Source organism: Sulfuriroseicoccus oceanibius (assembly GCF_010681825.2).
GTDB lineage: Bacteria > Verrucomicrobiota > Verrucomicrobiia > Verrucomicrobiales > SLCJ01 > Sulfuriroseicoccus > Sulfuriroseicoccus oceanibius.
On sequence record NZ_CP066776.1, the window covers coordinates 3355946 to 3378688 of the forward strand.

Sequence of the window (22743 nt, forward strand, 5' to 3'; positions counted from 1 at the left end):
GGCCGCCCCACTCATACCTGACCTCCATCCACATCGCCGCCGCACTGACGCAATGCCTCATACAAACCGATCCCAGCGGAGGTCGCCAGATTCAGACTCCGACCATTGGTCATCGGAATACGCACCGCCCGATCCAAATCCTCTTCGACCATCGCCGCAGGCAGCCCGCGCGTCTCTGGGCCGAAAACCAACGCATCCCCTAAAGCATAGTCCGCATCCCAGTGCGCCTTCTTGCCCCGCGTCGTGAAATAGTACATCGAACGGTCAGCACCGCCCTCCCCATTCCACGCTTGCTCAAACTCCTCGAAATTCTCCCACACCGCCAACTCAAGCTCAGGCCAGTAGTCCAACCCAGCACGCTTGAGCGAACGCTCGCTCAAATCAAACCCCAGAGGTTTGATCAAATGCAGCGGATTGCCACTCGCCCAACACATGCGCCCGATATTTCCCGTGTTCGGCGGAATCTCAGGCTCAAACAAAACCACATGGATCACGTCACGCCGCGCCAAAACCTGACGCCGCGCTGCGCCTGCCTCCAATGACTGCGTCCCGCCACTCATAATCAAGTCTTACAACAAACCACCACACCCCGGATCCAATGATGCCAGCCTTTAGCGGCTGCCCATCTGCTGCCCCATGATACCAGCCCCTTCCCCCGGACGGATGTGATTCCACCCAAGCGAGCTCGACTTCGGCTGCGGGCCACGAGGCTTGGTCTGTTCACAACTCGTCAACAACACGCACAAGCCCCCAAGAGCCACCGCAAAAAACTTAACAAACAGAGATTTCATCATCGAACATTCAAGGTTAGCACCGGCCTGACATCCGGCAAAGCGGCACCATCAAGCCGCGATCCCTGCGCCAATTCAAGCGAAAAAAAATCCGATCGACCGGGATCACTCCCAGCCGATCGGATCGAAAATCAAAGATAAACCGATTAGCGGTTTGGCGTCTCGACGATCACGCGGTCACCAGGCATCACACGTGCACCTGGAGCGAGCGAGTTCGGAGCCACATCAGCGATGATGCGATTGCTCTCAAGCGAAACCACAGCAAGCTTGGCGATGTAGGTGTTGCCACGCTTCACAAGCAAGCTCTGATCCGCCGAGAAGCCTTGCGACTTACCTGCGTCGATCACCACAAAGCCCCAGTCGTTGTTGACCGCAGCAACGGTCGACTCGATCACGTTGCGAGCAATCCCCTCACGACGCTTGGCGATGGTACCACCGAGGCGCTCCAGTTGGCCTTGAGCGGTCTCGACGCGCTCAGCTGCAGCAGCGGCAAGCGTCTCGGTTTCTTCGAGCTCTTTGCGCAAGGCGATCTTGTCCTGCTCCATTTGCTGGATGGCCTGCTCAATCTCCTCAGGCTCCTGGACTCCAACATCTCCGAGAACATCCTGAATCTCAGCAACGGTCTTATCGTAGTTCTCGATATCACGCTCCTGTGCCTGAATCTTACGCTGGCGGGCAGGCAACTGCTCCTTGGCACGGCGCAGATCTGACTCGAGAGTCAGTTTCTCCCCTTCCTGGCTTCCCTTGTTGGTAAGCGCAGTTTCCTTCACGCCCTCGCGCTCATCGATCTCCTGACTGGTGGAGTCAATGTCCTTGGTGAGCTGGCGGTTGTCCGCGGTCAGTTCAACGATATCCTTCTGCTTCTTGATCGCCTTGTTCAAGTTGGTGTAACTGAAAAAGGCGGCACCAAGTGCGCAGAAGAGCGCGACAAATAGTGTGATCGATCTAGCCATCGTAATTTTTGGTTCTGGGGAAATAAAGGTTGGCGCGGCATCCCGCCGCAAGAATCTAAAGTTTGCTTATAGTCGTTTCAGCGGCGCGGACGTTAGGCATCCAGCAACGCGGTCACTCCTGCGGATGGTTCTTGATCTGCAGGCTTGGGAGCTGGCTTCACTTGGTCGCCCGGCATGATTTGCACACCACCCACCATCGAACCTTCAACCAGCGAACACACCGAAACAGATGGCTCCACGGTAGTCACAACAACCTGACCGATACGCTGGCCACCACGGATCACGTCGAGCGTTGCATTGGCATTCACTCCCTGATCGACACCACCCTGAATCACCACGAAGCCCCAGCGACCGTAAACTTCGCTGATGGTCGAGCGGAACGACGGACGCATGCGCCCAGTCTGCGCCATCTCAATGGTCTCACGATGACCACCGATCGATTTCTGCAACTGCTCGTTACGCGCAATGTTGCTGGCAAGCTCATCCTTCGCCGCGGCCAAGCTAGCACGCGTCGAGGCCAAATCGTCGCGAAGTCGCTCCACCTTTGCCTTGATTTGCTCAGGGTCACCGAACTTCTGAAGGTAACGGTTCATCTCATCGAGCTTCGCTTCGTTACGGGCAATCTGACGGTCGTAACGCTTCAAATCCTCGTCCACGTCGAGCTTGTCCTTGGAAAGCTGGCTATTCTCGGTGCGCAACACTTCAATCTCCTCATTCAACGAGGCGATCTCAGTATTGAGGGTGGCCAAGTCGTCCTGCTTCTCCGTCAGCGCTTCCGTCAAGGTCTCGTTGCGCTTCTCCTTGGCCTTGAACACAGGCACCAGTGGAGTCTTGTCGTTGTATCGGGCCTTTGGCTCGTCACCGAACGGGTCACCGGCGAAGTCCGAGTAGTTCTGGTAAGTGAGGTAGGCCCCGGCTGCACCGGCCACACCGGCTGCGATCAAAATGTAGTCTGATACCTTCATGGAGGGATTTTCTCTGCGTTAGCGCTGGGTTGGAGGGATTGATAGAAATTGAATCAGCAGACAGCGTCAAGACACTGTTCCGCATTGAACGCACATCATCTAGCGATGACTCAGGATGCTGACAATACAAATGTTCAAGAAATGTAGATCAATGACAATTTCACAGTCTCAGGTCAATGGGCAGACAAAACGCTCAGTTTCCGATATTTCTTAGAGATCTCTTCCAATCCGGAAGAATCCGCACCATCAAATTTCAAACCGACCCAACAAATCCACAACCCCTGAACCCATCACCCCGCAATTTCCCCGATTCCGCTTGCACAGCCCCCAGACTGCTCCTAGCTTGGCTCCGCTGTCAGGGACCACGGAGTAAAGACTCGTGAACCCCGCCAGGGCAGGAATGCAGCAACGGTAGCGTGTTCCTTATTGCCGTGGCTCCTTGGCAGTCTTTTTTTTGCCCTGATCTCACGCCATCAGGCTCGATCACTCGCCCTCTTCCGCATCAGGAGAGCTCACCCGCAGTTCCACACCACTGCGAAAGCCCAGCGGAGACTCGTAGAACAACGCATCGGCGAATGGAGGCCCATGCTCTTTCAAAAAGACCGTAGGGTCGACCCGCCCGTGGGAGCTGCCGCTCTCCATCGGCAGATAACCTGCCCCCAAGTATGGTCGGACACCCCGACGTACTTCAAAATGCAGGTGCGCCAGATAGGCTCCATCCGCATTCCCCACACTCCCTATATTCTCCCCGCGAGCCACTGTACTCCCCTCAAGCACAAAGATGGACTCCAAATGCGCATAAACGGTCTGGACCCACGTACCATCCGCCATCCGGTGCTGCAGAACGACAACTCCTCCCCATCCCCCACCGACTTCCGCGGCAAAAAGCACGCCTCCATTGGCAGCCGCATATACAGGATCACCGAGGTCACTATTCTCCTGACCAATTCCGTTCAAATCATCACCTGCATGACGACCACCACGCGTCGCGTTTGGTGCATCGAAACCTTGGGCATTATAAGTCATCGCCCCACTGCGCGCCCCCATTGGCGAAATAAACCACCCCGCCTCCGGCAGCCCCACCAGCCACCACGGATCCACCGGCAGCAATTCATCACGAGCCGAGACATCGACCGCCTGCAGATCCTCATAGGTAGCCCCTAGAGCCACCACCGGCCCCGACTCCGACTCCAGCTGCTTGAGCTTCACCGCCACCGCAATCAACACCGCCACCACTACCAACCCAGTGGCGGCACTCCCAACCCACAGCGCACGTGCGCGCGATCCCTTGCGCAAACTCTGATCCGACGACGCTCCCTCCCATGCGCGGTTTTTTCCGTCAGTCCGGGGAAACCTAGGGTCGTGCTGCGTTCGGCGTGGCGTCATCATCGCTCCGAGTCTCCACCGGAGTCCATCTTCAGGCAAGAACGGATCACACCACCGCGCTCTCCAAATCATGCGGCCCTCGTAGTTGACCAACCGTTACCCGCAAGGCTACCTTGTGCACTCCATCCGACCAACCGCTGCCGACCGCCACTGCATGAATCAAGAGATCAAAGACCGCTTCGACGCCTTCGTAAAAAAGAAAGGCCTGCGCAAGACCGGTCAACGCGACGCTATCTTCCGCGCCGCCTTCGCCAATGAAGAACACTTCACAGCCGAAGAACTTCTCGAGCGCACCAAGGCGATTGACCCCAACACATCGCGCGCCACGGTCTACCGCACCATCCCATTGCTCATCGAAGCCGGACTGCTGCGGGAAATCGACCTCGGCGGCGATCTCAAGCACTACGACCCGAACTTCAACGACCACCCCGACCACGCTCACCTCATCTGCGTGGACTGCGGCAAGGTGATCGAGTTCTCCGACGCAAACCTTCAGGTGCTCGAAGACTGCATCGTGCGCCGCCTCGGCTTCCGGCCATCAACCTCCTCCCTCCGCATCGAGGCCTGTTGTGAGCAGTTGCGCCAGACCGGCACCTGCGAAAACCTGATCAACGCGCGTTTGGTGCGCCGCAAACTTCCGGTGCGCTAACCCAACAGGCACCGCCGCATTGCCCCCGAGCGGAGCAGACAATGCATCGCCGTGCTTGAGCTACGGCCAATCTCCGTCCATCGTGGCGCGAACTCATCACTTTCAATCAACCAGCACTTACTAGCTATCTTATGTGGAAAGGCAGATTCTCCCAACAAACCGCTGACCTCGTCCAACAATTCGGCGAATCCATCTCTTACGATTGGCGCCTCTATAAACACGACGTCCGCGGGTCCATCGCCCACGCCCGGGCCCAGCTCAATGCCGGACTCCTCACCGCTGACGAGTTCGCCCAAATCGAAGCGGGCCTGCGCTCGATCGAAGCAGACATCGACGCCGGTAACATGGAATGGTCCATCGCGCTGGAAGATGTCCACATGAACATCGAAAGCGAACTCACAAAACGCATCGGTGCCGCCGGCGGAAAACTCCACACCGCTCGCTCGCGCAACGACCAGGTCGCTACCGACACCCGCCTCTACTGCCGCGAAATGATCGACGTCACCATCGACCTGATCCGCGACCTCCAGCGTGTCCTCGTGACAAAAGCCGAACAATACGCCGAATCCGTCGTACCTGGCTACACCCACCTTCAGCGAGGCCAGCCGGTCACAATCGGCCACCACCTGCTCGCCTACGTCGAAATGCTCGACCGCGACGCCGACCGCCTCACCGACGCCCGCAAGCGCGTCAACATTTCCCCTCTCGGCTCCGGCGCGCTCGCCGGTTCGACCATCAACCTCGACCGCCACGCCATCGCCGCCGAGCTCGAATTCGACCGCCCGACCACCAACTCGATGGACGCCATCGCAGACCGCGATTACATCGCCGAGATCCTCTTCGCCCTCGCGCTGGTCGGCACCCACCTCTCCCGCTTCAGCGAAGACCTCATCCTCTGGACATCCGCCGAGTTCGGATTCGCCACCCTCAGCGATGCCCACACCACAGGCTCGTCGTTGATGCCGCAAAAGAAAAACCCTGACGTCGCCGAAATCACCCGCGGCAAAACCGGACGCCTCTACGGCAACCTGGTCGCTCTGCTCACCGCTGTGAAAGGCCTGCCGCTCACCTACAACCGCGACCTGCAGGAAGATAAAGAGCCTCTCTTCGACTCAATCGACACCATCTCCCTCACCCTGCGCGTGAACACCGAAATGATCGCCGCCATGGAGATTAATGAGGAGCGCACCCTCGCCGCAGCCTCAGACCCAATGCTGCTCGCCACCGACCTGGCGGACTACCTCGTGAAGCAAGGCGTCCCATTCCGCAGCGCCCACGAACTCGTCGGCACCGCGGTCGCCCTTTCAGTGGAAACCAACACCCCACTCGACAAACTGAGCGACGAGCAGTTGCAGAACATCTCGGAAAGCTACGGCCCTGACGCCCGCGAGGTCTTCGACCTCAAGCGCGCCCTCGCCGCCCGCACCAACCCAGGTGCCCCGTCACCGCAAAACGTGCGCAGCGAATGCCAACGCTGGTCGGATAAACTTTCCTAATCCGTCCGCAATCCATCAGCCTGACCTCCATCCATCATGCTCCAAGGAAAACGCATCGCCGTCGTCATGCCCGCCTACTGGGCGGAAAAAACGGTCGCCAAAACCTATAACGCCATCCCGAAAGACATCGTCGACCACATCATCCTGGTCGACGATTGCTCGAAGGATAACACCGTGGAAGCCGCCAAGGCGTTGGGGATTGAAACCTACCGCAACGAGACCAACCTCAACTACGGAGGCAATGTGAAACGTTGCCTCCAGAAGGGCCTCGACGCCGGTGCCGATATCCTCATCCTCCTCCACCCAGACTTCCAGTACACGCCGAAGCTCATCCCTGCGATGAGCGCCATGCTGGCTACCGACGAGTACGATGTCTGTCTGGCATCACGCACATCGGGCAAAGGCGCACTCTCCGGAGGCATGCCGATCTGGCGCTTTGTCGCCAACTGGGGGCTCACCACGTTCATGGACTTCTGCTTCGGCGTCCATCACACCGAGTACCACACCGGCTACCGTGCCTACTCGCGCAAGGTCTTGGAAGAAGTCGATTTCCACGCCCTCGCCGATGACTTCATCTTCGACAACGAAATGTTCATCGCCGCCCTCAAGAACGGATCCAACACGTGTGAAGTCACTTGCCCAACCAGCTACGAAGACGACGCCAGCTCGATCCCATTCTCCAAAGCCCTTCGCTACGGCATCCAGTGCGTGAAGATCTCACTCAAATTCGTCGGCTGGCGAATCGCCGGTCGCCCTTCTGGAAAATAATAGTACCGCTCCACTATTTTTTTAAAACAACACGCATCCACTTCCACTGGCCGCCTCGTATTCATGAGCAATGCAGGCCGAAGAGCCAGCAGGTGTGTTCATAGTGTTTCGCAAGCGCCTCAGACCTCTGGTCTGGGGCGTTTGTGATTTCAGCCCCTACCTACCTATGAAACCGCACAGGTCCTCCTCATAAACCGAATCGCACCATGCACACGCCCCCCAAACAAATGACAGGAGTTCAACTCATCGGCCACGGGGATCTCTCTCAACTGCAGGTCAATCACTCGATCGATATCCCCACTCCAGGCCTCGGCGACGCTCTGATCAAAGTCCATGCAGCCGGAGTCAATAATACCGACCTCAATCTGCGCACCGGCTGGTATTCAAAATCAGACCAATCCAGTGACGACGCAGGATGGCAAGGCAACGCAATCCCTTTCCCTCTGATCCAGGGAGCCGACGTCTGCGGCACCGTCGTCGCCGTCGGCCCGGAAGCCGATCCCCAACTCGTTGGATGCCGCGTGCTCGTCGAACCGTGCTTCCACGAACGCCACGGGAAACAACTCGATCGTCCGGTCTATCTAGGGTCCGACTGCCATGGAGGATTCGCCGAATACACTACCGTCCCCGCCCGCTACGCCCATAGAATCAACAGCACGCTCACCAGCACAGAGCTCGCCTCCTTCCCCTGCTCGTACTCCACCGCCGAAAACCTGCTCACCCGAGCGAAAGTCACCGCCCAAGACATTGTTCTCATCACGGGCGCCTCAGGAGGTGTCGGCTCGGCCGCCATCCAACTCGCCAACGCCCGCGGCGCACGGGTCATCGCCGTCACATCTCCCTCGAAAGCGGACGCCTTACTCAAACTCGGCGCCCATCGCACAGTCGATCGTGACTCCCATCTGCCCGATACCGTCGGCACCGATTCCGTGGACGTCGTCATCGACCTCGTAGGCGGCTCGCACTGGCCACTCCTACTGAACGCGCTCAAACCCTTCGGTCGCTACGCGACATCCGGTGCCATCGCCGGCCCGATCGTCGAACTCGACCTGCGCACACTCTACCTCAAAGACCTCTCTCTCTTCGGTGGCACCGCCCTCTCTCCCGAAATATTCCCTGCTCTCATTCAGCGCATCGAATCAGGCAACATCTCACCACTCGTCGCCCAAACATTCCCACTCGCTCAAATCCCAGAAGCCCAACGAGCGTTCGAATGCAAACAACACATCGGCAAGCTGGTCATCGAAATCGCGTAGCCCCACCCTATGCACGAGCAATCCCCTCATTCGCACCCACATCTGCAAAAAACTGGACTGGAAAAGCAACCGGCCTGATTGCCTGCGAAAAACTTCCACGAAACGGAAATCACGTGCACATTGGCGGCGTCAATTACTGTTGTTTTCATTGTTGTTGACGTTTTGTTGTTTTCACCCCGGCTCTGTTCGCAGAGTCGGGGTGTTTTTTTTGCACCGCCCACGGGAGCCACCTCCAAGCAACCTAAGGTGAACGAGTTGGAAGAACGCGAACCACTCCGCGTATTAGGCACCCACGGTAGTCCGCCCCCCGAACTGCCGAGCTGCCAAACAAAGCCCCCCCACCTAACTCCCACCATCCATGATCAAGCCAATCTCCATCGTCGCCTGCGGTATATTAGCCGTCCTCTCAGCGCACTCCGAACAAACCTCCCCTCGCAAGCAAACTCCCATCATGGGATGGAGCAGCTGGAATCACTTCCGTATCAAAATCGACGAGAGCATCATCAAGGGGCAGGCCGACGCCATGGCGACCAACGGCATGAAGGAAGTTGGCTATCAGTTCATTAACATCGACGACGGATACTTCGGCGGCCGAGATGAAAACGGAACGCTCTTCTGCGACCCCGAAACCTTCCCCTCGGGCATGAAAGCTCTCGCATCGTACATCCACTCGAAAGGGCTGAAGGCCGGCATCTACTCCGACGCAGGAAAGGACACATGCGGCACCAAGTGGGACAACGATCCCCGAGGCTACGGAGTCGGGCTCCTCGGCCACGACAAGAAGGACATCGCCCTGATGCTCGGAGATTGGGGGTACGACTTCCTCAAAGTCGACTGGTGCAGCGGTGAATGGATGGGCTTGGACGAAGAAACCAGGTACACAGAAATCGGAAAAATCGTACGCGAAACCAATCCATCGGCCATTTACAACATCTGCCGCTGGGAGTTCCCCGGCAAGTGGGCTCTAAAGGTCGCCGACTCTTGGCGAGTCTCCGCTGACATCGCACCAAACTTCAGCAGCATCTGCCACATCATCGATAAGTGCGAACCTCTCTGGATCCACGCGTCCCCCGGCAACATAAATGACATGGACATGCTGCAAGTCGGCCGAGGCATGACTCTTGAGCAGGATAAATCCCACTTCGCCATGTGGTGCATGATGGCCTCACCTCTGCTTGCCGGCAACGACCTCCGATCAATGAAGCAGGAAACCCTCGAGATCCTCACCAACAAGGATCTCATCGCTATCAACCAGGACCCGCTCGTCTATCAAGCCCGCAAACTACATGACGCAGGGGATCAGGAAGTCTGGGCCCGCCCATTGATCAAACGCACCGACGGCAAAGTCGCGGTAGCACTTTTCAACCGCAGCAACCAGCCCGCCCGAATCTCTGTCGATCTCGCCGCCCTAGGCATTGATCCCCACAAGGGCTATTCCATCCGTGACTGCTGGCTCCAGAAAACGACAGCCAACAACCAAACCTCGGAGTCGCTCACCTACAGCGTACCAGCACACGGCACCATCGTCCTCCGCATCTCCGGATCCAACACCCCACAGGACGTTTTCGCCCGATAGCCACATCACGCTACCACAAGCAATCTAGGAGGAGGCACTCACCCATTGCCGCCTCCCGTCTCCACGTGCTCGGTAATCAATTCGACTAACCGCCGCTCATGTGGCGCAAACACTTTGTCCGCCCGACTCACAATCCGCACACTCCGCGAAAAACGCCCGGCCGCCACTTCCACCATCCGGACCGCCCGCTTGCCGTAAACCGCTCTCGCCATTTCTGGAATAAACCCCACCCCGAGCCCTGCCTCGATCAGCCCGACCAACGTCTCCAAGCTACTGCAACGAATCCCTGTTCGTGGTTTAAAATCACGGGCTCTGCACTGCCGCACTGTCTGATCCGTCAAACAGTGCCCCTCCTGCATCACGAGCAACGCTTCCTCTTTCAACCTCTCCACATCCACCACATCGCTCTGAGCCAACTCTGAATCAGCCGCCACCGTCAGCCACAGCGGTTCATCAAACAATCGCCGGTCAATCAGTCCGCTGACGTCCACATCCATGTCGCTGGTGATCGCAAAATCCACATCCCCCGCCAGCACCAATTCAAGCAGCCGGACGGTCTCATCTTCCACTAGATCAATGGATACCTCTGGGAACCTCGCCCGCATCTGCCTCAAGATCTCAGGCAACCAATAGGGAGCTATCGTAGGAATCGCCCCCACCGTGACCCGCTCGGCAATCAACTCCCCCCGATCCAAAAACAACCGCTCCACATCCCCCACCAACCCCAGGATCGCCGCGGCACGCCGCCACAACAATTTCCCCGCCGCAGTCAACTCCACCCCGCTGCGCCTCCGCACCACTACATCCGCCCCCAACTCAAGCTCCAGCTTCTTGATCTGCTGACTCAGTGACGGCTGCGCCACCCCACACCGCGCGGCTGCGGCGCTGAAGGTCTTCTCCTCCACCAAAGCAACGAAATACTCCAACTGACGAATCTCCATAGGCTCTATCTATAGATATTACCTATACATCATAGAGAAAAGATCAATTTCACCTACAGAGCGTCTTACCCTAGGATCATCTCGTAACCAATTCAGACCTCCTTAACGAAGGAGCTGAATCACACCACTTAACAAAATCCTATGATGAGCAAAGCAACCAACCAAAACGTAATCGACGCACTGCGCCAAGTCGTAGCAGACAGCTACGCGCTGATCGGCCAAACCCATATCTGTCACTGGAACGTACGCGGTCCCGGCTTCTTCGCTCTCCATACCGCGTTCGAAGAGCAATACACCGAACTCTTCCCCGCAGTCGACGAACTCGCCGAACGCATCCGCGCACTCGGGGCCCTCGCCCCCGGCGGCCTGGCCAACCTCTCCGCCATGTCCCATATCGAGGAAATCGCCGAAGACGCCAGCGCCGAAGAAATGGTCGCCCACCTCGCAAAGGGGAACGAAACACTCGTAACCAGCCTGCGCACCCTCCGCGACGCTGCGGGAGATTCAGGCGACAATGAAACCGAGGATCTCGCCATCGCCCGCATTCAAGTGCACGAAAAAACCCTCTGGATGCTCAAGAGTTTCCTCGAGTGATCCACTTCATTCACCGCTTCCCAATCCCTACAGCCTCCCTCATTGGGAGGCTGTTTCATTTTACAGCCGCCACCAAAGACCGGCTACTGCCCCTCACCCTCAACTTTCCACCGATTAAAACCGACTGCGTCGCAGTCTCATCGTCAACCTGGGCTAGCGCCAACTCAGCTACCTTTGCCGCCATCCGCGATGCCAGAACCTTCGGACTCTTCTCCACCACATCCAACTGCGGCCTCATCGTGTCCAACAACGGGTTATCGTCCAGCAACACCACCGAGAGATCCTCCGGGCAACGTATCCCTTGCTCAATCATAAACGACCACAACGCGGGGACCAAAGGAGCGCTCCACACTACCAACGCCGTCGGCGGAGTGAGTTGAAACGAGCGCCGCAACAAATCGATAAACCCATCCGGATCACCATCCCAAAAGGGCATATTATACGGGCCAAACTGTATCCCAGCCTCCTTGAATAGCCGCTGAACCGCCAATGTAATCCCCCCCGAATCATCAGGCTTTCCAATACGCGGCAACACAATCCGCCGATGGCCTAAACCAATCAGATGCCCCAATGCCTGCTCGACAACAACTTGTCCCGAGAAACTCACCAGACACGCGCTGCCCGGCCTGAACTGACCTCCAACAAAAACCGCGCGAATCCGATGCTGCCGAAACCACCGCGCCACATGCTCACCACTATTCCAAATCACATAAATATCGGCAGGATGATCCGCCACCATGCACCGCAGTTCATCTTCACTCATATCTCCGGTAGCCGCCGTCACCACACTGACCCGTCTCCCTTGCTCTTCAAACAACCTCAGCAGATGCCCATAGAACTCTCGGTCGACCCGTCCCAGACGGTCATACGAAATTCGCGTTAACATCACAACACGAGGACACGCCACCGGAGTCGCACCAACACCAGTTACTTGCCCCAAGACTTCACTCTCTACCACGCGCCGAGCCTTCCCCTTTACAACCGGCTCCACCACGCCCCACGCCTCCAACACTTGAAGCGCCTTGGTCATCGTTGCCTTGCTCACCCCCATCTCGTCGGCCAACGTCCGAATCCCCGGCAACTCCCGCCCCCATCGCCGCTCGCCAATCTCCTGCCGAAGCTTCCCGGCAACCCGCTCCGCCAAAGTCATTTTGATGTATCCGCTCATCTCGGACGCACCGTCTCATTTTATGAGACACAGTGTCACGCACTTTCAAACAACTAGCAATTTTAGAGCAATGAAGGAGCTGCTAGCGTCTAGCCCGAACGCCACGGAGCACGTGCGTTCATGTAGTAACAAACCCAAAACAAATGAAAAACATCGCAACAGCACTCACTTGCTTAGCAATGATCGGCTCGGCTTCGGCCGCATCCATCGCGATCAACTTCGCCGAAAATACCAATCAAGCCTTTGTCGGAGGAACCGCCCTCGGACCAACCGGCATCGACGGCTCGAACTGGAACAGCTCCATCGATCGCGACTCCGGTGATTTCAATGCCGGATCCATCACCAACCTTAAAGATGACTCCGGTGCCTTGACAGGTGCGTCTGTTACATGGAACTCACAAAACACATGGGTGGCATCCGGCGGCACAGGCTCCGATGACGCCAAGCTTACAACGGGGTACCTGGACGACGCCAATACCATTGGCTTCGATAACACCACCGGTGGAGCCGTCGGTGTCGACATCACCGTGAGCGGCATCACATTTGATACATACACAATCTACGGCATCCTTGCATCCGATGCTGGAGATCAATACTCATCACGCAATTTCCAAGTAAACGGATCTTACGTATGGGGCGGATCCAACCGTAATGCCCAGGCCGAGGCCTATGGAAATTCCACTGCCGCCTTCAATGCAACAGGCAGCTACTGGGTGGAAATCGAGCAAGGCGTAACCCGTGGCAACTATTGGACATTCGATGCAACCGGTTCAACAGTTCGAGTGAACGGCATTGACGCATGGGACGGAGGCCGCGGATCACTCGCAGGAATCGTAATCGTCGATACAACGGCCGTACCAGAACCGTCCTCCGCAGCCCTCCTCGGACTCGGTGGGCTTGCAATGATTCTGCGTCGCCGCAAGTAGTCTGAATCGCAGTAGCGAACAATCCTCATACCGCAGCGATCTAGGTCGTTGCGGTATTTTTCTACCCAGATCCCTCCCCTCCCCTCAGGCGTCCTGTTTTTTCAGACACGCTCCATCAGAGACTCACCAACAAACTCATCGCCAACTGGAACCCAAATAGTTAACCTACTCATCCCGATTCCCCCGCCCCAACATCAACCCAACAATCGTAATTCCAATGAAAATCATCCCAGCCATCGCTCTGGCCGCCACATTCGTCGGCGCGGCGTCCGCTGCCACCGTGTCCATCTCAAACAACAGTTTCGAGTCTCCTGGCGCCAACGGCGGCTTTACTTTCCAAACTCCCACCGACTGGACAAACGAAGGAGGCAGCGTCTTCTTGGAGGATATCACTTCCGTAGGGTTCTCTCTAGGCACCGCAGACGGAGCGGATTTCCTCACCCTGCAAGACACAGGCACCGTCTCCCAAAACCTTGGTGTCAGCTACATCGCAGGCAATATTTACACACTCACTCTGGCGATCACGAACCGTACCGGACAAGCAAACACCAATTCAGGTATCTTTGCGCTCCATGACGACAACGGCGAGTTGGCTTCTTTCTCTGTGGATACAACCGCGTTTACCGGCGACCAAGTCAACAACTTCAACGACTACTCATTCGACTACACCGCCACTGGCGCGGAAGTCGGCAACATCACCGTCGTGTTGTCGGAAGAGAACAGCTCCGGCCGCTTCCACATCGACAACGTCCGCCTCACTGCGGTTCCCGAGCCTTCGTCAGCTGCACTGCTCGGCCTCGGCGGTCTCGCCATGATTCTAATCCGTCGCAAGTAGATTGCTGGACACTCAAGCGACCGTCCCCGTTGTGTAACAGGAGGGCGGTCGTTTTTTTTTTTCACTCAATAACCTCCAATACATCAAATCTCCCCGAAAGCGGGTGAAGGCTGCCCCCCGCATAAGCTCCTGATGAAAAAATTCCCCGCTAAGCGATAGATACAGTCTTGCAATTTTCTTCATCATTTTTCAGGATCGGCGACTCTCGCCCCCAACAGGCTTACCAAAGCCCAACAACAAACAACAGCAAGCCGCAGTGGTCCCCGACCGCTGCGGCTTTGCTTATCCAAGGCACTCTTCCCAATAAGTCCTATAGGCCCTATACGACCTATTTCTCCACCTCCGTCCCCCCTAGGTCGCACTCGCCTCGTCGCTCCGCCCTCACCTCCCGAATTCTGGGCAAAAAAAATCCCCATCTCCTATTCGGAGATGGGGATCATCAAGTTCTGGCGGCGACCTACTCTCGCATGGCCTATCGCCACACTACCATCGGCGCAACGTCGTTTCACTTCCGGGTTCGGGATGGGACCGGGTGGGACCAACGTGCTATAGCCACCAGATGGCAGCCACGATGCCGATTCATTTGTTTCGTGGCTGGTAATCTGATGACCAGTTGCCTGGGCTTCAGAACTTGATGAAAAAAGATCTACGCGAACAACTCAGTCTGAGCTGACGTGTGAGTGAACCTCCTTGGGGTGATTCACTGATATCTGTATGCAGAAGAGGTAATAAGAAACACAATCTTGTGTCTTTCGATTCCCGTCATTCCTGACGTTCGTTTAGAGAAATAAAACCAATCTAAACAAGAAGAACAAGTCGAACGGATGATTAGTATTACTAAGCTGAACATGTTGCCATGCTTACACCCGTAACCTATCAACGTGGTGGTCTACCACGATCCTTCAGGGAAAATTAGTCTTAGGAGGGGCTTGGCGCTTAGATGCTTTCAGCGCTTATCCTTTCCGCACTTAGCTGCCCAGCAATGCCCTTGACAGAACAACTGGAGCACCAGAGGTGCGTCAAACTCGGTCCTCTCGTACTAGAGTTTGAACCCTTCAATTTTCCTACGCCCACAGAAGATAGAGGACCGAACTGTCTCGCGACGTTCTGAACCCAGCTCGCGTGCCGCTTTAACCGGCGAACAGCCGGACCCTTGGGACCTTCTCCAGCCCCAGGATGCGACGAGCCGACATCGAGGTGCCAAACTTCGCCGTCGATATGAACTCTTGGGCGAAATCAGCCTGTTATCCCTAGCGTACCTTTTATCCGTTGAGCGATGGCAATTCCACATTCAACCACCGGATCACTTTGACCTACTTTCGTATCTGCTCGACTTGTGGGTCTCACAGTTAGGCTGGCTTATGCCAATGCACTCGAAACGCAATTGCCAACTGCGCTGAGCCAACCTTCGCGCTCCTCCGTTACTCTTTAGGAGGATACCGCCCCAGTAAAACTGACCGGCTGCCATTGTTCCCCTACCTGATTCAAGGTCAGAGGTTAGATTTTCCAATACCAAAGGGTGGTATCTCACTGGCGGCTCCACATATCCCTAAAGATATGTTTCAAAGCCTCCCACTTATGCTGAGCATTGAAACCGAAAAATCAATAACAGCGTACAGTTAAGGTGCATAGGGTCTTTCCGTCTTTCTGCGGGTAGACGGCATCTTCACCGTCATTACAATTTCACTGAGCATCTGGTTGAGACAGCGGCCAACTCGTTGCACGATTCGTGCAGGTCGGAACTTACCCGACAAGGAATTTCGCTACCTTAGGACCGTTATAGTTACGGCCGACATTCACCAGGACTTGGGCTCGGAGCTTCGCTCGAAAGCTAACACCTTACCGTAATCTTTTGGCATTGGTCACGTGTCACATCGTATACGTCGACTTTCGTCTTAGCACAATGCTGTGTTTTTGCTAAACAGTCGGTTGGCCCGGTTCACTGCGGCCCCCAATAAAGGGGCACCCCTTATCCCGAAGTTACGGGGTCAATTTGCCGAGTTCCTTAACCAGATTTCACTCTTACGCCTTAGTATACTCAACTCACCCACCTGTGTCGGTTTACGGTACGGGCTCCTTAGCGTACCCCGCGACTTTTCTAGGCGGTTGGATCATGAAGGTAGGTTCAGCCGAAGCTTCCCCTCTGCCACTTTCAATCGGCATTATCAGTCACCACCCGCGTCCTCGCGGATTAAGGTTCAGAGGTGCTGGAATATTAACCAGCTATCCATCGCCTACGCCTATCGGCCTCGGCTTAGGTCCCGACTAACCCTGGGACGAAAAACGTTGCCCAGGAAACCTTGGGTTTACGGCGGACGGGGATTTCACCCGTCTTATCGTTACTCATGTCTGCATACTCACTTCCCAACACTCCACCGTCAGTCGCCATCGGGCTTCAATGCTGTTGGGAACGCTCCCCTACCACACTTCTAAAAGAAGCATCCAGAGCTTCGGTATACCGCTTGATCGCCAATTATTTTAGGCGCAAGATCTCTCGATGAGTCAGCTGTTACGCACTGTTTAAATGGTGGCTGCTTCTAAGCCAACATCCTCACTGTCAAAGAAATCTCACATCCTTTCCACTGAGCGGTATTTGGGCACCTTAGCTGCTGATCTGGGTTGTTTCCCTTTCGACTATGAAGCTTATCCCCCATAGACTCACTGCTGTGTTTCACCCCACGGTATTCGGAGTTTGATTGAGTTTGGTAACCGGGTATGGCCCCTAGCTCATTCAGTGCTCTACCCCCGTGGGTCAGCACACAACGCTGCACCTAAATGCATTTCGGGGAGAACCAGCTATCACCGGGTTTGATTAGCCTTTCACTCCGACCCACAGCTCATCCGAGCGTTTTTCAACACACATCGGTTCGGTCCTCCACTGCATTTTACTGCAGCTTCAACCTGGCCATGGGTAGGTCACCTCGGCTTCGGGTCCAGCGCCAGCGACTATGTCGCCCTATTCAGACTCGCTTTCGCTACGCCTCCGTCCCGGAAGGACTTAAGCTCGCCACTGGCACTGACTCGCAGACTCATTAAGCAAAAGGCACGCCATCACCCCATATAGAGGCTCTGACACCTTGTAGGCATGCGGTTTCAGGTTCTATTTCACTCCGCTCGCAGCGGTTCTTTTCACCTTTCCCTCACGGTACTTGTTCACTATCGGTCACCAACTAGTATTTAGCCTTACGCGGTGGTCCGCGCAGATTCACACAACGTTTCACGTGTGTCGTGCTACTCAGGAACATCCTAGGGTTTCTTCAGATTTCGATCACGGGGCTATCACCCTCTATGACGCAACTTTCCAGATGCTTAATCTATCGTCAGAAATCCCACATCGGAGTCCTACAACCCCAGGAGCAAGCTCCTGGTTTGGGCTCTTCCGCTTTCGCTCGCCACTACTTACGGAATCGATTCTCTTTCTTTTCCTCCGGTTACTGAGATGTTTCACTTCACCGGGTATTGCGACCTCTTGCCTATGTATTCAGCAAGAGACGACTGAGTATTATCCCAGTCAGGTTACCCCATTCGGAAATCCACGGATCAAAGCTTATTTGCAGCTCTCCGAGGCTTATCGCAGCTTATCACGTCCTTCATCGCCTGTTGGTACCAAGGCATCCACTGCATGCCCTTATATACTTGTTCTCTTGATTTAGATCAGTAAGTAACTCACCTCCTCAAGGGAGGATCATTACAAAATTTACCGTTGTTAGTATTTCCACTAGACGTCAGGATAGAAATCATTGTCACACAATGAAATTGTATTTCTATATTACTTTTTATCCTGCATACAGATATCAAAGAACCATCTCTTTTGGATCACCATCGTTCCACTCAAACCAACAACGTCTCAATAAATGGTGGGCCAGACAGGACTTGAACCTGTGACCTCACGCTTATCAAGCGCGCGCTCTAACCAACTGAGCTACAGGCCCTTCATTTGGCGTAGCCAGTAGCTGGCAGCTAGTAGCAAGGTTTCCCTTCCTACTCCCTACTTCCTACTCGCTACTTGAAGACGTTGGTGGAGGCATGGGGATTCGAACCCCAGACATCCAGCTTGCAAAGCTGGCGCTCTACCAACTGAGCTATACCCCCGTTGGAAAACGGTTTTTGTGGAAGGAGAAGTAAAGACTAAAATGTGCACTGCGCGATTCCAAACGCACTCAAGGTTGTGAGTTGTCAGTTCATTTCTTCCCTGACTGCGCCAGCTTGTTTCCAAACTTATGCTGCAAGCAGCACTTAGGCGTCGACCTATTTGCCGGATATTTCCGTGAGACGGACCGGTCAAATTACTCCTTAGAAAGGAGGTGATCCAGCCGCAGGTTCCCCTACGGCTACCTTGTTACGACTTCATCCCAGTTACCAACTACACCTTAGGACCGAGTTGCGATACTTCGGGTGCGGTCGGCTTCCATGATGTGACGGGCGGTGTGTACAAGACCCGGGAACGTATTCACGGCGCCGTAGCTGATGCGCCGTTACTAGCGATTCCAGCTTCATGTAGGCGAGTTGCAGCCTACAATCCGAACTGAGCCCAGTTTTGTAGATTTCCTCCACCTCGCGGTATCGGTTCTCATTGTACTGAGCATTGTAGTACGTGTGCGGCCCTGGGCATAAGGGCCATACTGACCTGACGTCGTCCCCACCTTCCTCCCAGTTGATCTGGGCAGTCTGACTAGAGTCCCCACCATTACGTGCTGGCAACTAATCACAGGGGTTGCGCTCGTTGCGGGACTTAACCCAACATCTCACGACACGAGCTGACGACGGCCATGCAGCACCTGTGCACGTCCAACCGAATTGACAGTCTGCTTTCACAGACCTACGACGGCATGTCAAGCCCAGGTAAGGTTCTTCGCGTTGCATCGAATTAAGCCACATACTCCACCGCTTGTGCGGGTCCCCGTCAATTTCTTTGAGTTTTAGTCTTGCGACCGTACTCCCCAGGCGGCTCGCTTAACGCGTTAGCTCCGGCACGAAAGGGGTCGAATCCTCTCACACCAAGCGAGCACCGTTTACTGCTAGGACTACCAGGGTATCTAATCCTGTTCGCTCCCCTAGCCTTCGTATCTCAGCGTCAGTAAATGTCCAGAGTCTCGCCTTCGCCACTAGTGTTCCTCACGATATCCACGCATTTCACTGCTACACCGTGAATTCCAGACTCCCCTCCATTACTCTAGCGTGGGAGTATCGGGTGCAGTTCCGAGGTTGAGCCCCGGGCTTTCACACCTGACTTTCCACGCCGCCTACATACGCTTTACGCCCAGTGATTCCGAACAACGCTTGGGACCTTCGTATTACCGCGGCTGCTGGCACGAAGTTAGCCGTCCCTTCCTCTCCAATTACTATCAAATACTACATCTATTAAACATAATACCCATACTCATTGGTGACAGGAGTTTACGACCCTAGGGCCTTCATCCTCCACGCGGCGTTGCAGCATCAGGCTTTCGCCCATTGTGCATGATTCTCGACTGCTGCCACCCGTAGGTGTCTGGACCGTGTCTCAGTTCCAGTGTGGCCGGACATCCTCTCAGACCGGCTACCCGTCGTTGTCTTGGTAGGCCATTACCCCACCAACAAACTGATAGGCCGCGAGCCAATCTCGAAGCGGCAGGCCCGAAGGTCCCTACCTTTAGCAAGAAATGGAATCCCATCTCCGCCACATGCGGTATTAATCCAACTTTCGCTGGGCTATCCCGCTCTTCGAGGCATATTACTCACGTGTTACGCACCCGTTCGCCACTAGGAATGCATTTAGCAAGCTAATCACATTCCCCGTTCGACTTGCATGTCTTATCCACGCCGCCAGCGTTCGTTCTGAGCCAGAATCAAACTCTCCATAAAGAAATTGGTATTGGCGTATTGCCAAAAAGTTTTCAGTCCGATCAAGCAGCTCCACAGCCACTTGCCAGACCCGTGCGATAAACTTGTCACCGCACAGTACACATTTTAGCCTTTTCTTCTCCAATTCATACTGACACTCTCCGGTCAGCACGAATCCAACTTTTCAAAAGATCTCACACGCTCGGACATAAAAAAAACGACCACCTTCGCTCAACTCTCGCTGAAGCAGCAGGCGATCGACTTCGCGTCGTTCGCGTCCGGCTCGTTCCGGCCGGGCTTGAAGTATACGCACGCCCAAAGTCCCCGCAACTCATTTTGAGGCGGAAGGTGCGAATTATTCGCATATTCACACCCTGCGCCCACCCCTCAACCCGCTGAAATCCAGCAACGTACGACGGTCCGAACATTCACTTAAAATTCGGGTTACTGCGTCCAGCGGGCACGCCATCACTGATTCCACCGTCCTCCAAACACGACAAAGGCCGCCCTCACGGGCGGCCTTGTTGCTTGAATTCATGTCCCCCCCTCTTACTGAGGGAGCAGGCATCCGGATCGCTGGACTACCGACCTGTCGAGATTGGCGTCGAAGCACGCGGCACACCTCCCCGGGGCTGCAATGACACCGCATCGCTTCGGTAAATCTGATTCGGACTAAACAGAAAGCCCGGCTCTCCGTCCTTCATTACAAACTTGGTTGGCTTGAACACGGGCAAGGTCAGATCACTATTTGGATCATACGCCGCCTTCGAGGTGTAGCTCCCGTAGACATAGTACTCACGGTTGTTGTCGAACCCGTGCGCCGGAATCGCCTCGGCTTCCGGCAATCGATCCGGCACCTGGACACTCCACTCATCCATAATGACGAGCTGCGCGTCTTCCCAGCTCTGGCGAGGCTTCCGCAGATAGCCCCAGAACCGGGTATCCGGCACATGATACCGTCGGCCAATATAGTAATCCCCCAAAGGCTCGACGGCGATTTGCGCATCACGCTTGGCAATAGCAGCGGCAACCGCGGGATCCATTGTCACGCACGAGTTCAATCCGGCGGCTACCAGCATCGCGGCAACGCCTCGTACGAACCAACGTTTCACACTTGGGCTATTAGAAAGGTTAATCAGAAGTTTCATCATTGAAATACAATAAGATCGTTACTTCGCGGCAATCCAGCGGCGGAGAATGGGCTCAAGGCGGAGGGCTGTCTCGGCAGGCCAGAATTCACGCGGAGTCATGATTGCCGGATCCAGAGCCTGGTGCTCCGACCAATCGGCCAAACTCGGCATCTTCGGCACGGCACTGGCAATGATCTGTTTCGCCATCGCTGCGTTTGCGTGGAGATGCCCGATCACGGTATCCGCGGAGACATCCTCTTCGTCCTCCTTCCAGCAATCGTAGTCCGTCACCATCGACAGGGTAGCAAGCGCGATCTCCGCCTCACGCGCAAGTTTCGCCTCCGGCAAATTGGTCATCCCGATCACGTCGAAGCCATCGCGACGGTTGCGCTCGCTTTCCGCCTTAGTGGAGAATGCGGGACCGTCCATACAAACGTAGGTTCCCCCGTCGTGCACGGTTGCCCCCGCGGCACGCGCCTCACCAACCAGGATCTCACGCAACCCGGCGCTCACCGGCTCGCCGAACGAAACGTGCCCGACGATCCCATTGCCGAAGAAGGTATGCTCGTCCCGCTTGCTTGTGCGATCAAAGTATTGATCCGGCACGACAATCGAGCGCGGCGCATACTCCTCCTTCAAGCTCCCCACTGCCGTGACACAGATCACAAACCGCACACCAAGCGAGCGCAACGCCCACATATTGGCACGATGCGGCACCTCATGAGGCAACAACCGATGCCCGCGACCATGACGCGGCAGGAAGTAGATCGTACGCCCGCCCAGCTCACCTTGAATCAACGCGTCCGACGGAGCACCAAATGGCGTCTCCACTTGCACCTCGCGCACATTCTCCAAGCCCTCCATCTCATACAAGCCGCTTCCTCCAATCACCCCGATGGCGGGGACTGCCGGGTCAGATCCAATATCCATGGAGGTTTTGATAGCCGCGACAGGATGGCCAGACAATGGCAATCTGCCGATAGGTCCGCATTTCTGACCGGAAGCAGCACCTCCTTGCATTCCCGCGTGGCGCACCGCATCCTTTCGCAGAACTCATGGCCACTCCTGATCAAAACGAACTCACCTCCACCCGCGCCGACAAATGGCTGTGGGCGACCCGTTTTTTCAAAACCCGCGCACTGGCGACCGAGGCATGCGCCGGTGACAAAATCAAACGCGACGGGAAAGCGATCAAAGCATCCACCAACCTGAGCTGCGGCCAGCGGATCGAGATCTCGAAGGACGGACTGATCCGCGAAGTCGAAATCAACCGGGTGATCAACAAACGGGTCGGGCACAAGGTCGCGATCGAGTGCTACATCGACCACACGCCACAGGCGCGGATCGATGCGGTGCGCGAACAGAAGGCGGCAGCAGCGGCCCACCGTCCGACCGGGCTTGGCCGACCGACCAAACGCGACCGCCGCGACATCGACTCGCTCAAACGCGCACTCGGCGACATGGGCTACGGGAAATAATTTCATTA

At 55.8% G+C, this 22743-nt stretch carries 18 protein-coding genes, 2 tRNA genes, 3 rRNA genes and 1 other RNA gene; 10 read left to right on the forward strand and 14 right to left on the reverse strand.

Features of this window, described 5'->3' with window-relative positions; genetic code table 11:
* Positions 1-11: 11 nt before the first annotated feature.
* The 4 genes from G3M56_RS13585 to G3M56_RS13600 form a co-directional block, all read right to left on the reverse strand.
* Positions 12-560, reverse strand: coding sequence for a tRNA (cytidine(34)-2'-O)-methyltransferase (locus G3M56_RS13585; RefSeq protein ID WP_235203468.1), 549 nt, complete (start codon positions 558-560; stop codon positions 12-14).
* A 51-nt stretch (positions 561-611) separates the two neighbouring features.
* The gene (locus G3M56_RS13590) at positions 612-794 is read right to left on the reverse strand and encodes a hypothetical protein (protein WP_164364741.1); all 183 of its coding nucleotides are present in this window, start codon (positions 792-794) and stop codon (positions 612-614) included.
* A 143-nt stretch (positions 795-937) separates the two neighbouring features.
* Positions 938-1744 (reverse strand): hypothetical protein, encoded by an 807-nt coding sequence (locus G3M56_RS13595; RefSeq protein ID WP_164364743.1) that lies wholly within the window; start codon positions 1742-1744, stop codon positions 938-940.
* 92 nt (positions 1745-1836) lie between these two features.
* Positions 1837-2709, reverse strand: coding sequence for a coiled-coil domain-containing protein (locus tag G3M56_RS13600; RefSeq protein WP_164364745.1), 873 nt, complete (start codon positions 2707-2709; stop codon positions 1837-1839).
* Between the two features lie 353 nt (positions 2710-3062).
* Here G3M56_RS13600 and ffs point away from each other — a divergent pair.
* An RNA gene (gene ffs, locus G3M56_RS13605) (signal recognition particle sRNA small type) lies at positions 3063-3157 on the forward strand.
* Positions 3158-3192: 35 nt separating this feature from the next.
* Here the strand turns inward: ffs and G3M56_RS13610 are convergent.
* Complete coding sequence (locus G3M56_RS13610; protein WP_164364747.1) at positions 3193-4005, reverse strand: M23 family metallopeptidase; 813 nt, start codon at positions 4003-4005, stop codon at positions 3193-3195.
* Positions 4006-4210: 205 nt separating this feature from the next.
* On the opposite strand from G3M56_RS13610, the gene G3M56_RS13615 reads away from it, so the two are divergent.
* The 5 genes from G3M56_RS13615 to G3M56_RS13635 all read left to right on the forward strand — a co-directional run bounded on the left by G3M56_RS13615 (position 4211) and on the right by G3M56_RS13635 (position 9840).
* Positions 4211-4744: a Fur family transcriptional regulator gene (locus tag G3M56_RS13615; RefSeq protein ID WP_235203469.1), complete on the forward strand. Its 534-nt coding sequence runs from the start codon at positions 4211-4213 to the stop codon at positions 4742-4744.
* Positions 4745-4875: 131 nt separating this feature from the next.
* On the forward strand, positions 4876-6240 hold the full coding sequence (argH, locus tag G3M56_RS13620; RefSeq protein WP_164364749.1) for an argininosuccinate lyase: 1365 nt from the start codon (positions 4876-4878) through the stop codon (positions 6238-6240).
* Positions 6241-6276: 36 nt separating this feature from the next.
* On the forward strand, positions 6277-7008 hold the full coding sequence (locus G3M56_RS13625) for a glycosyltransferase family 2 protein (protein WP_164364751.1): 732 nt from the start codon (positions 6277-6279) through the stop codon (positions 7006-7008).
* Between the two features lie 206 nt (positions 7009-7214).
* Complete coding sequence (locus G3M56_RS13630; protein ID WP_164364753.1) at positions 7215-8264, forward strand: alcohol dehydrogenase family protein; 1050 nt, start codon at positions 7215-7217, stop codon at positions 8262-8264.
* A 358-nt stretch (positions 8265-8622) separates the two neighbouring features.
* Positions 8623-9840: a glycoside hydrolase family 27 protein gene (locus G3M56_RS13635; RefSeq protein ID WP_164364755.1), complete on the forward strand. Its 1218-nt coding sequence runs from the start codon at positions 8623-8625 to the stop codon at positions 9838-9840.
* A gap of 38 nt (positions 9841-9878) precedes the next feature.
* Here G3M56_RS13635 and G3M56_RS13640 read toward each other — a convergent pair whose 3' ends face one another.
* On the reverse strand, positions 9879-10781 hold the full coding sequence (locus G3M56_RS13640) for a LysR family transcriptional regulator (protein ID WP_164364758.1): 903 nt from the start codon (positions 10779-10781) through the stop codon (positions 9879-9881).
* A gap of 141 nt (positions 10782-10922) precedes the next feature.
* Here G3M56_RS13640 and G3M56_RS13645 point away from each other — a divergent pair, with 141 nt between their 5' ends.
* On the forward strand, positions 10923-11375 hold the full coding sequence (locus G3M56_RS13645; RefSeq protein ID WP_235203470.1) for a Dps family protein: 453 nt from the start codon (positions 10923-10925) through the stop codon (positions 11373-11375).
* A gap of 55 nt (positions 11376-11430) precedes the next feature.
* On the opposite strand, the gene G3M56_RS13650 is transcribed toward G3M56_RS13645, so the two are convergent.
* Positions 11431-12543 carry a substrate-binding domain-containing protein gene (locus G3M56_RS13650; protein WP_164364763.1) on the reverse strand — a complete coding sequence of 371 codons (1113 nt, stop codon included), beginning with the start codon at positions 12541-12543 and terminating at the stop codon, positions 11431-11433.
* Between the two features lie 143 nt (positions 12544-12686).
* Between G3M56_RS13650 and G3M56_RS13655 the strand changes: the two genes are divergently transcribed.
* Complete coding sequence (locus G3M56_RS13655; RefSeq protein ID WP_164364765.1) at positions 12687-13469, forward strand: PEP-CTERM sorting domain-containing protein; 783 nt, start codon at positions 12687-12689, stop codon at positions 13467-13469.
* Positions 13470-13686: 217 nt separating this feature from the next.
* Complete coding sequence (locus tag G3M56_RS13660; protein ID WP_164364767.1) at positions 13687-14304, forward strand: PEP-CTERM sorting domain-containing protein; 618 nt, start codon at positions 13687-13689, stop codon at positions 14302-14304.
* 444 nt (positions 14305-14748) lie between these two features.
* On the opposite strand, the gene rrf is transcribed toward G3M56_RS13660, so the two are convergent.
* The 7 genes from rrf to mtnP all read right to left on the reverse strand — a co-directional run bounded on the left by rrf (position 14749) and on the right by mtnP (position 22187).
* A 5S ribosomal RNA gene (gene rrf, locus G3M56_RS13665) occupies positions 14749-14864 on the reverse strand.
* A 247-nt stretch (positions 14865-15111) separates the two neighbouring features.
* Positions 15112-17946: ribosomal RNA gene (locus G3M56_RS13670) — 23S ribosomal RNA — on the reverse strand.
* 213 nt (positions 17947-18159) lie between these two features.
* Positions 18160-18236 (reverse strand) — tRNA-Ile (locus G3M56_RS13675).
* Positions 18237-18320: 84 nt separating this feature from the next.
* Positions 18321-18396, reverse strand: a tRNA-Ala gene (locus G3M56_RS13680).
* A 205-nt stretch (positions 18397-18601) separates the two neighbouring features.
* Positions 18602-20148 (reverse strand): 16S ribosomal RNA (locus G3M56_RS13685).
* Together the 16S, 23S and 5S rRNA genes with 2 tRNA genes alongside form the textbook arrangement of a ribosomal RNA operon.
* Positions 20149-20708: 560 nt before the next feature.
* A complete protein-coding gene (locus G3M56_RS13690) occupies positions 20709-21239 on the reverse strand; it encodes a hypothetical protein (protein ID WP_235203471.1) in 531 nt (176 codons plus the stop codon).
* Between the two features lie 57 nt (positions 21240-21296).
* Positions 21297-22187, reverse strand: a complete 891-nt coding sequence (mtnP, locus tag G3M56_RS13695) for an S-methyl-5'-thioadenosine phosphorylase (RefSeq protein WP_164365348.1) — start codon at positions 22185-22187, stop codon at positions 21297-21299.
* A gap of 125 nt (positions 22188-22312) precedes the next feature.
* Between mtnP and G3M56_RS13700 the strand changes: the two genes are divergently transcribed.
* A complete protein-coding gene (locus tag G3M56_RS13700) occupies positions 22313-22735 on the forward strand; it encodes an RNA-binding S4 domain-containing protein (protein ID WP_164365347.1) in 423 nt (140 codons plus the stop codon).
* Positions 22736-22743: the final 8 nt, after the last annotated feature.

Bases quoted from the DNA above. Each gene is read 5' to 3' on its own strand.
- G3M56_RS13595 (WP_164364743.1), bottom strand. From the start codon at position 1,744: ATGGCTAGATCGATCACACTATTTGTCGCGCTCTTCTGCGCACTTGGT.
- G3M56_RS13660 (WP_164364767.1), top strand. From the start codon at position 13,687: ATGAAAATCATCCCAGCCATCGCTCTGGCCGCCACATTCGTCGGCGCG.
- G3M56_RS13585 (WP_235203468.1), bottom strand. From the start codon at position 560: ATGAGTGGCGGGACGCAGTCATTGGAGGCAGGCGCAGCGCGGCGTCAG.
- G3M56_RS13700 (WP_164365347.1), top strand. From the start codon at position 22,313: ATGGCCACTCCTGATCAAAACGAACTCACCTCCACCCGCGCCGACAAA.
- G3M56_RS13640 (WP_164364758.1), bottom strand. From the start codon at position 10,781: ATGGAGATTCGTCAGTTGGAGTATTTCGTTGCTTTGGTGGAGGAGAAG.
- G3M56_RS13635 (WP_164364755.1), top strand. From the start codon at position 8,623: ATGATCAAGCCAATCTCCATCGTCGCCTGCGGTATATTAGCCGTCCTC.
- mtnP (WP_164365348.1), bottom strand. From the start codon at position 22,187: ATGGATATTGGATCTGACCCGGCAGTCCCCGCCATCGGGGTGATTGGA.
- G3M56_RS13600 (WP_164364745.1), bottom strand. From the start codon at position 2,709: ATGAAGGTATCAGACTACATTTTGATCGCAGCCGGTGTGGCCGGTGCA.
- G3M56_RS13645 (WP_235203470.1), top strand. From the start codon at position 10,923: ATGATGAGCAAAGCAACCAACCAAAACGTAATCGACGCACTGCGCCAA.
- G3M56_RS13650 (WP_164364763.1), bottom strand. From the start codon at position 12,543: ATGAGCGGATACATCAAAATGACTTTGGCGGAGCGGGTTGCCGGGAAG.
- G3M56_RS13655 (WP_164364765.1), top strand. From the start codon at position 12,687: ATGAAAAACATCGCAACAGCACTCACTTGCTTAGCAATGATCGGCTCG.
- G3M56_RS13625 (WP_164364751.1), top strand. From the start codon at position 6,277: ATGCTCCAAGGAAAACGCATCGCCGTCGTCATGCCCGCCTACTGGGCG.
- argH (WP_164364749.1), top strand. From the start codon at position 4,876: ATGTGGAAAGGCAGATTCTCCCAACAAACCGCTGACCTCGTCCAACAA.
- G3M56_RS13630 (WP_164364753.1), top strand. From the start codon at position 7,215: ATGCACACGCCCCCCAAACAAATGACAGGAGTTCAACTCATCGGCCAC.
- G3M56_RS13590 (WP_164364741.1), bottom strand. From the start codon at position 794: ATGATGAAATCTCTGTTTGTTAAGTTTTTTGCGGTGGCTCTTGGGGGC.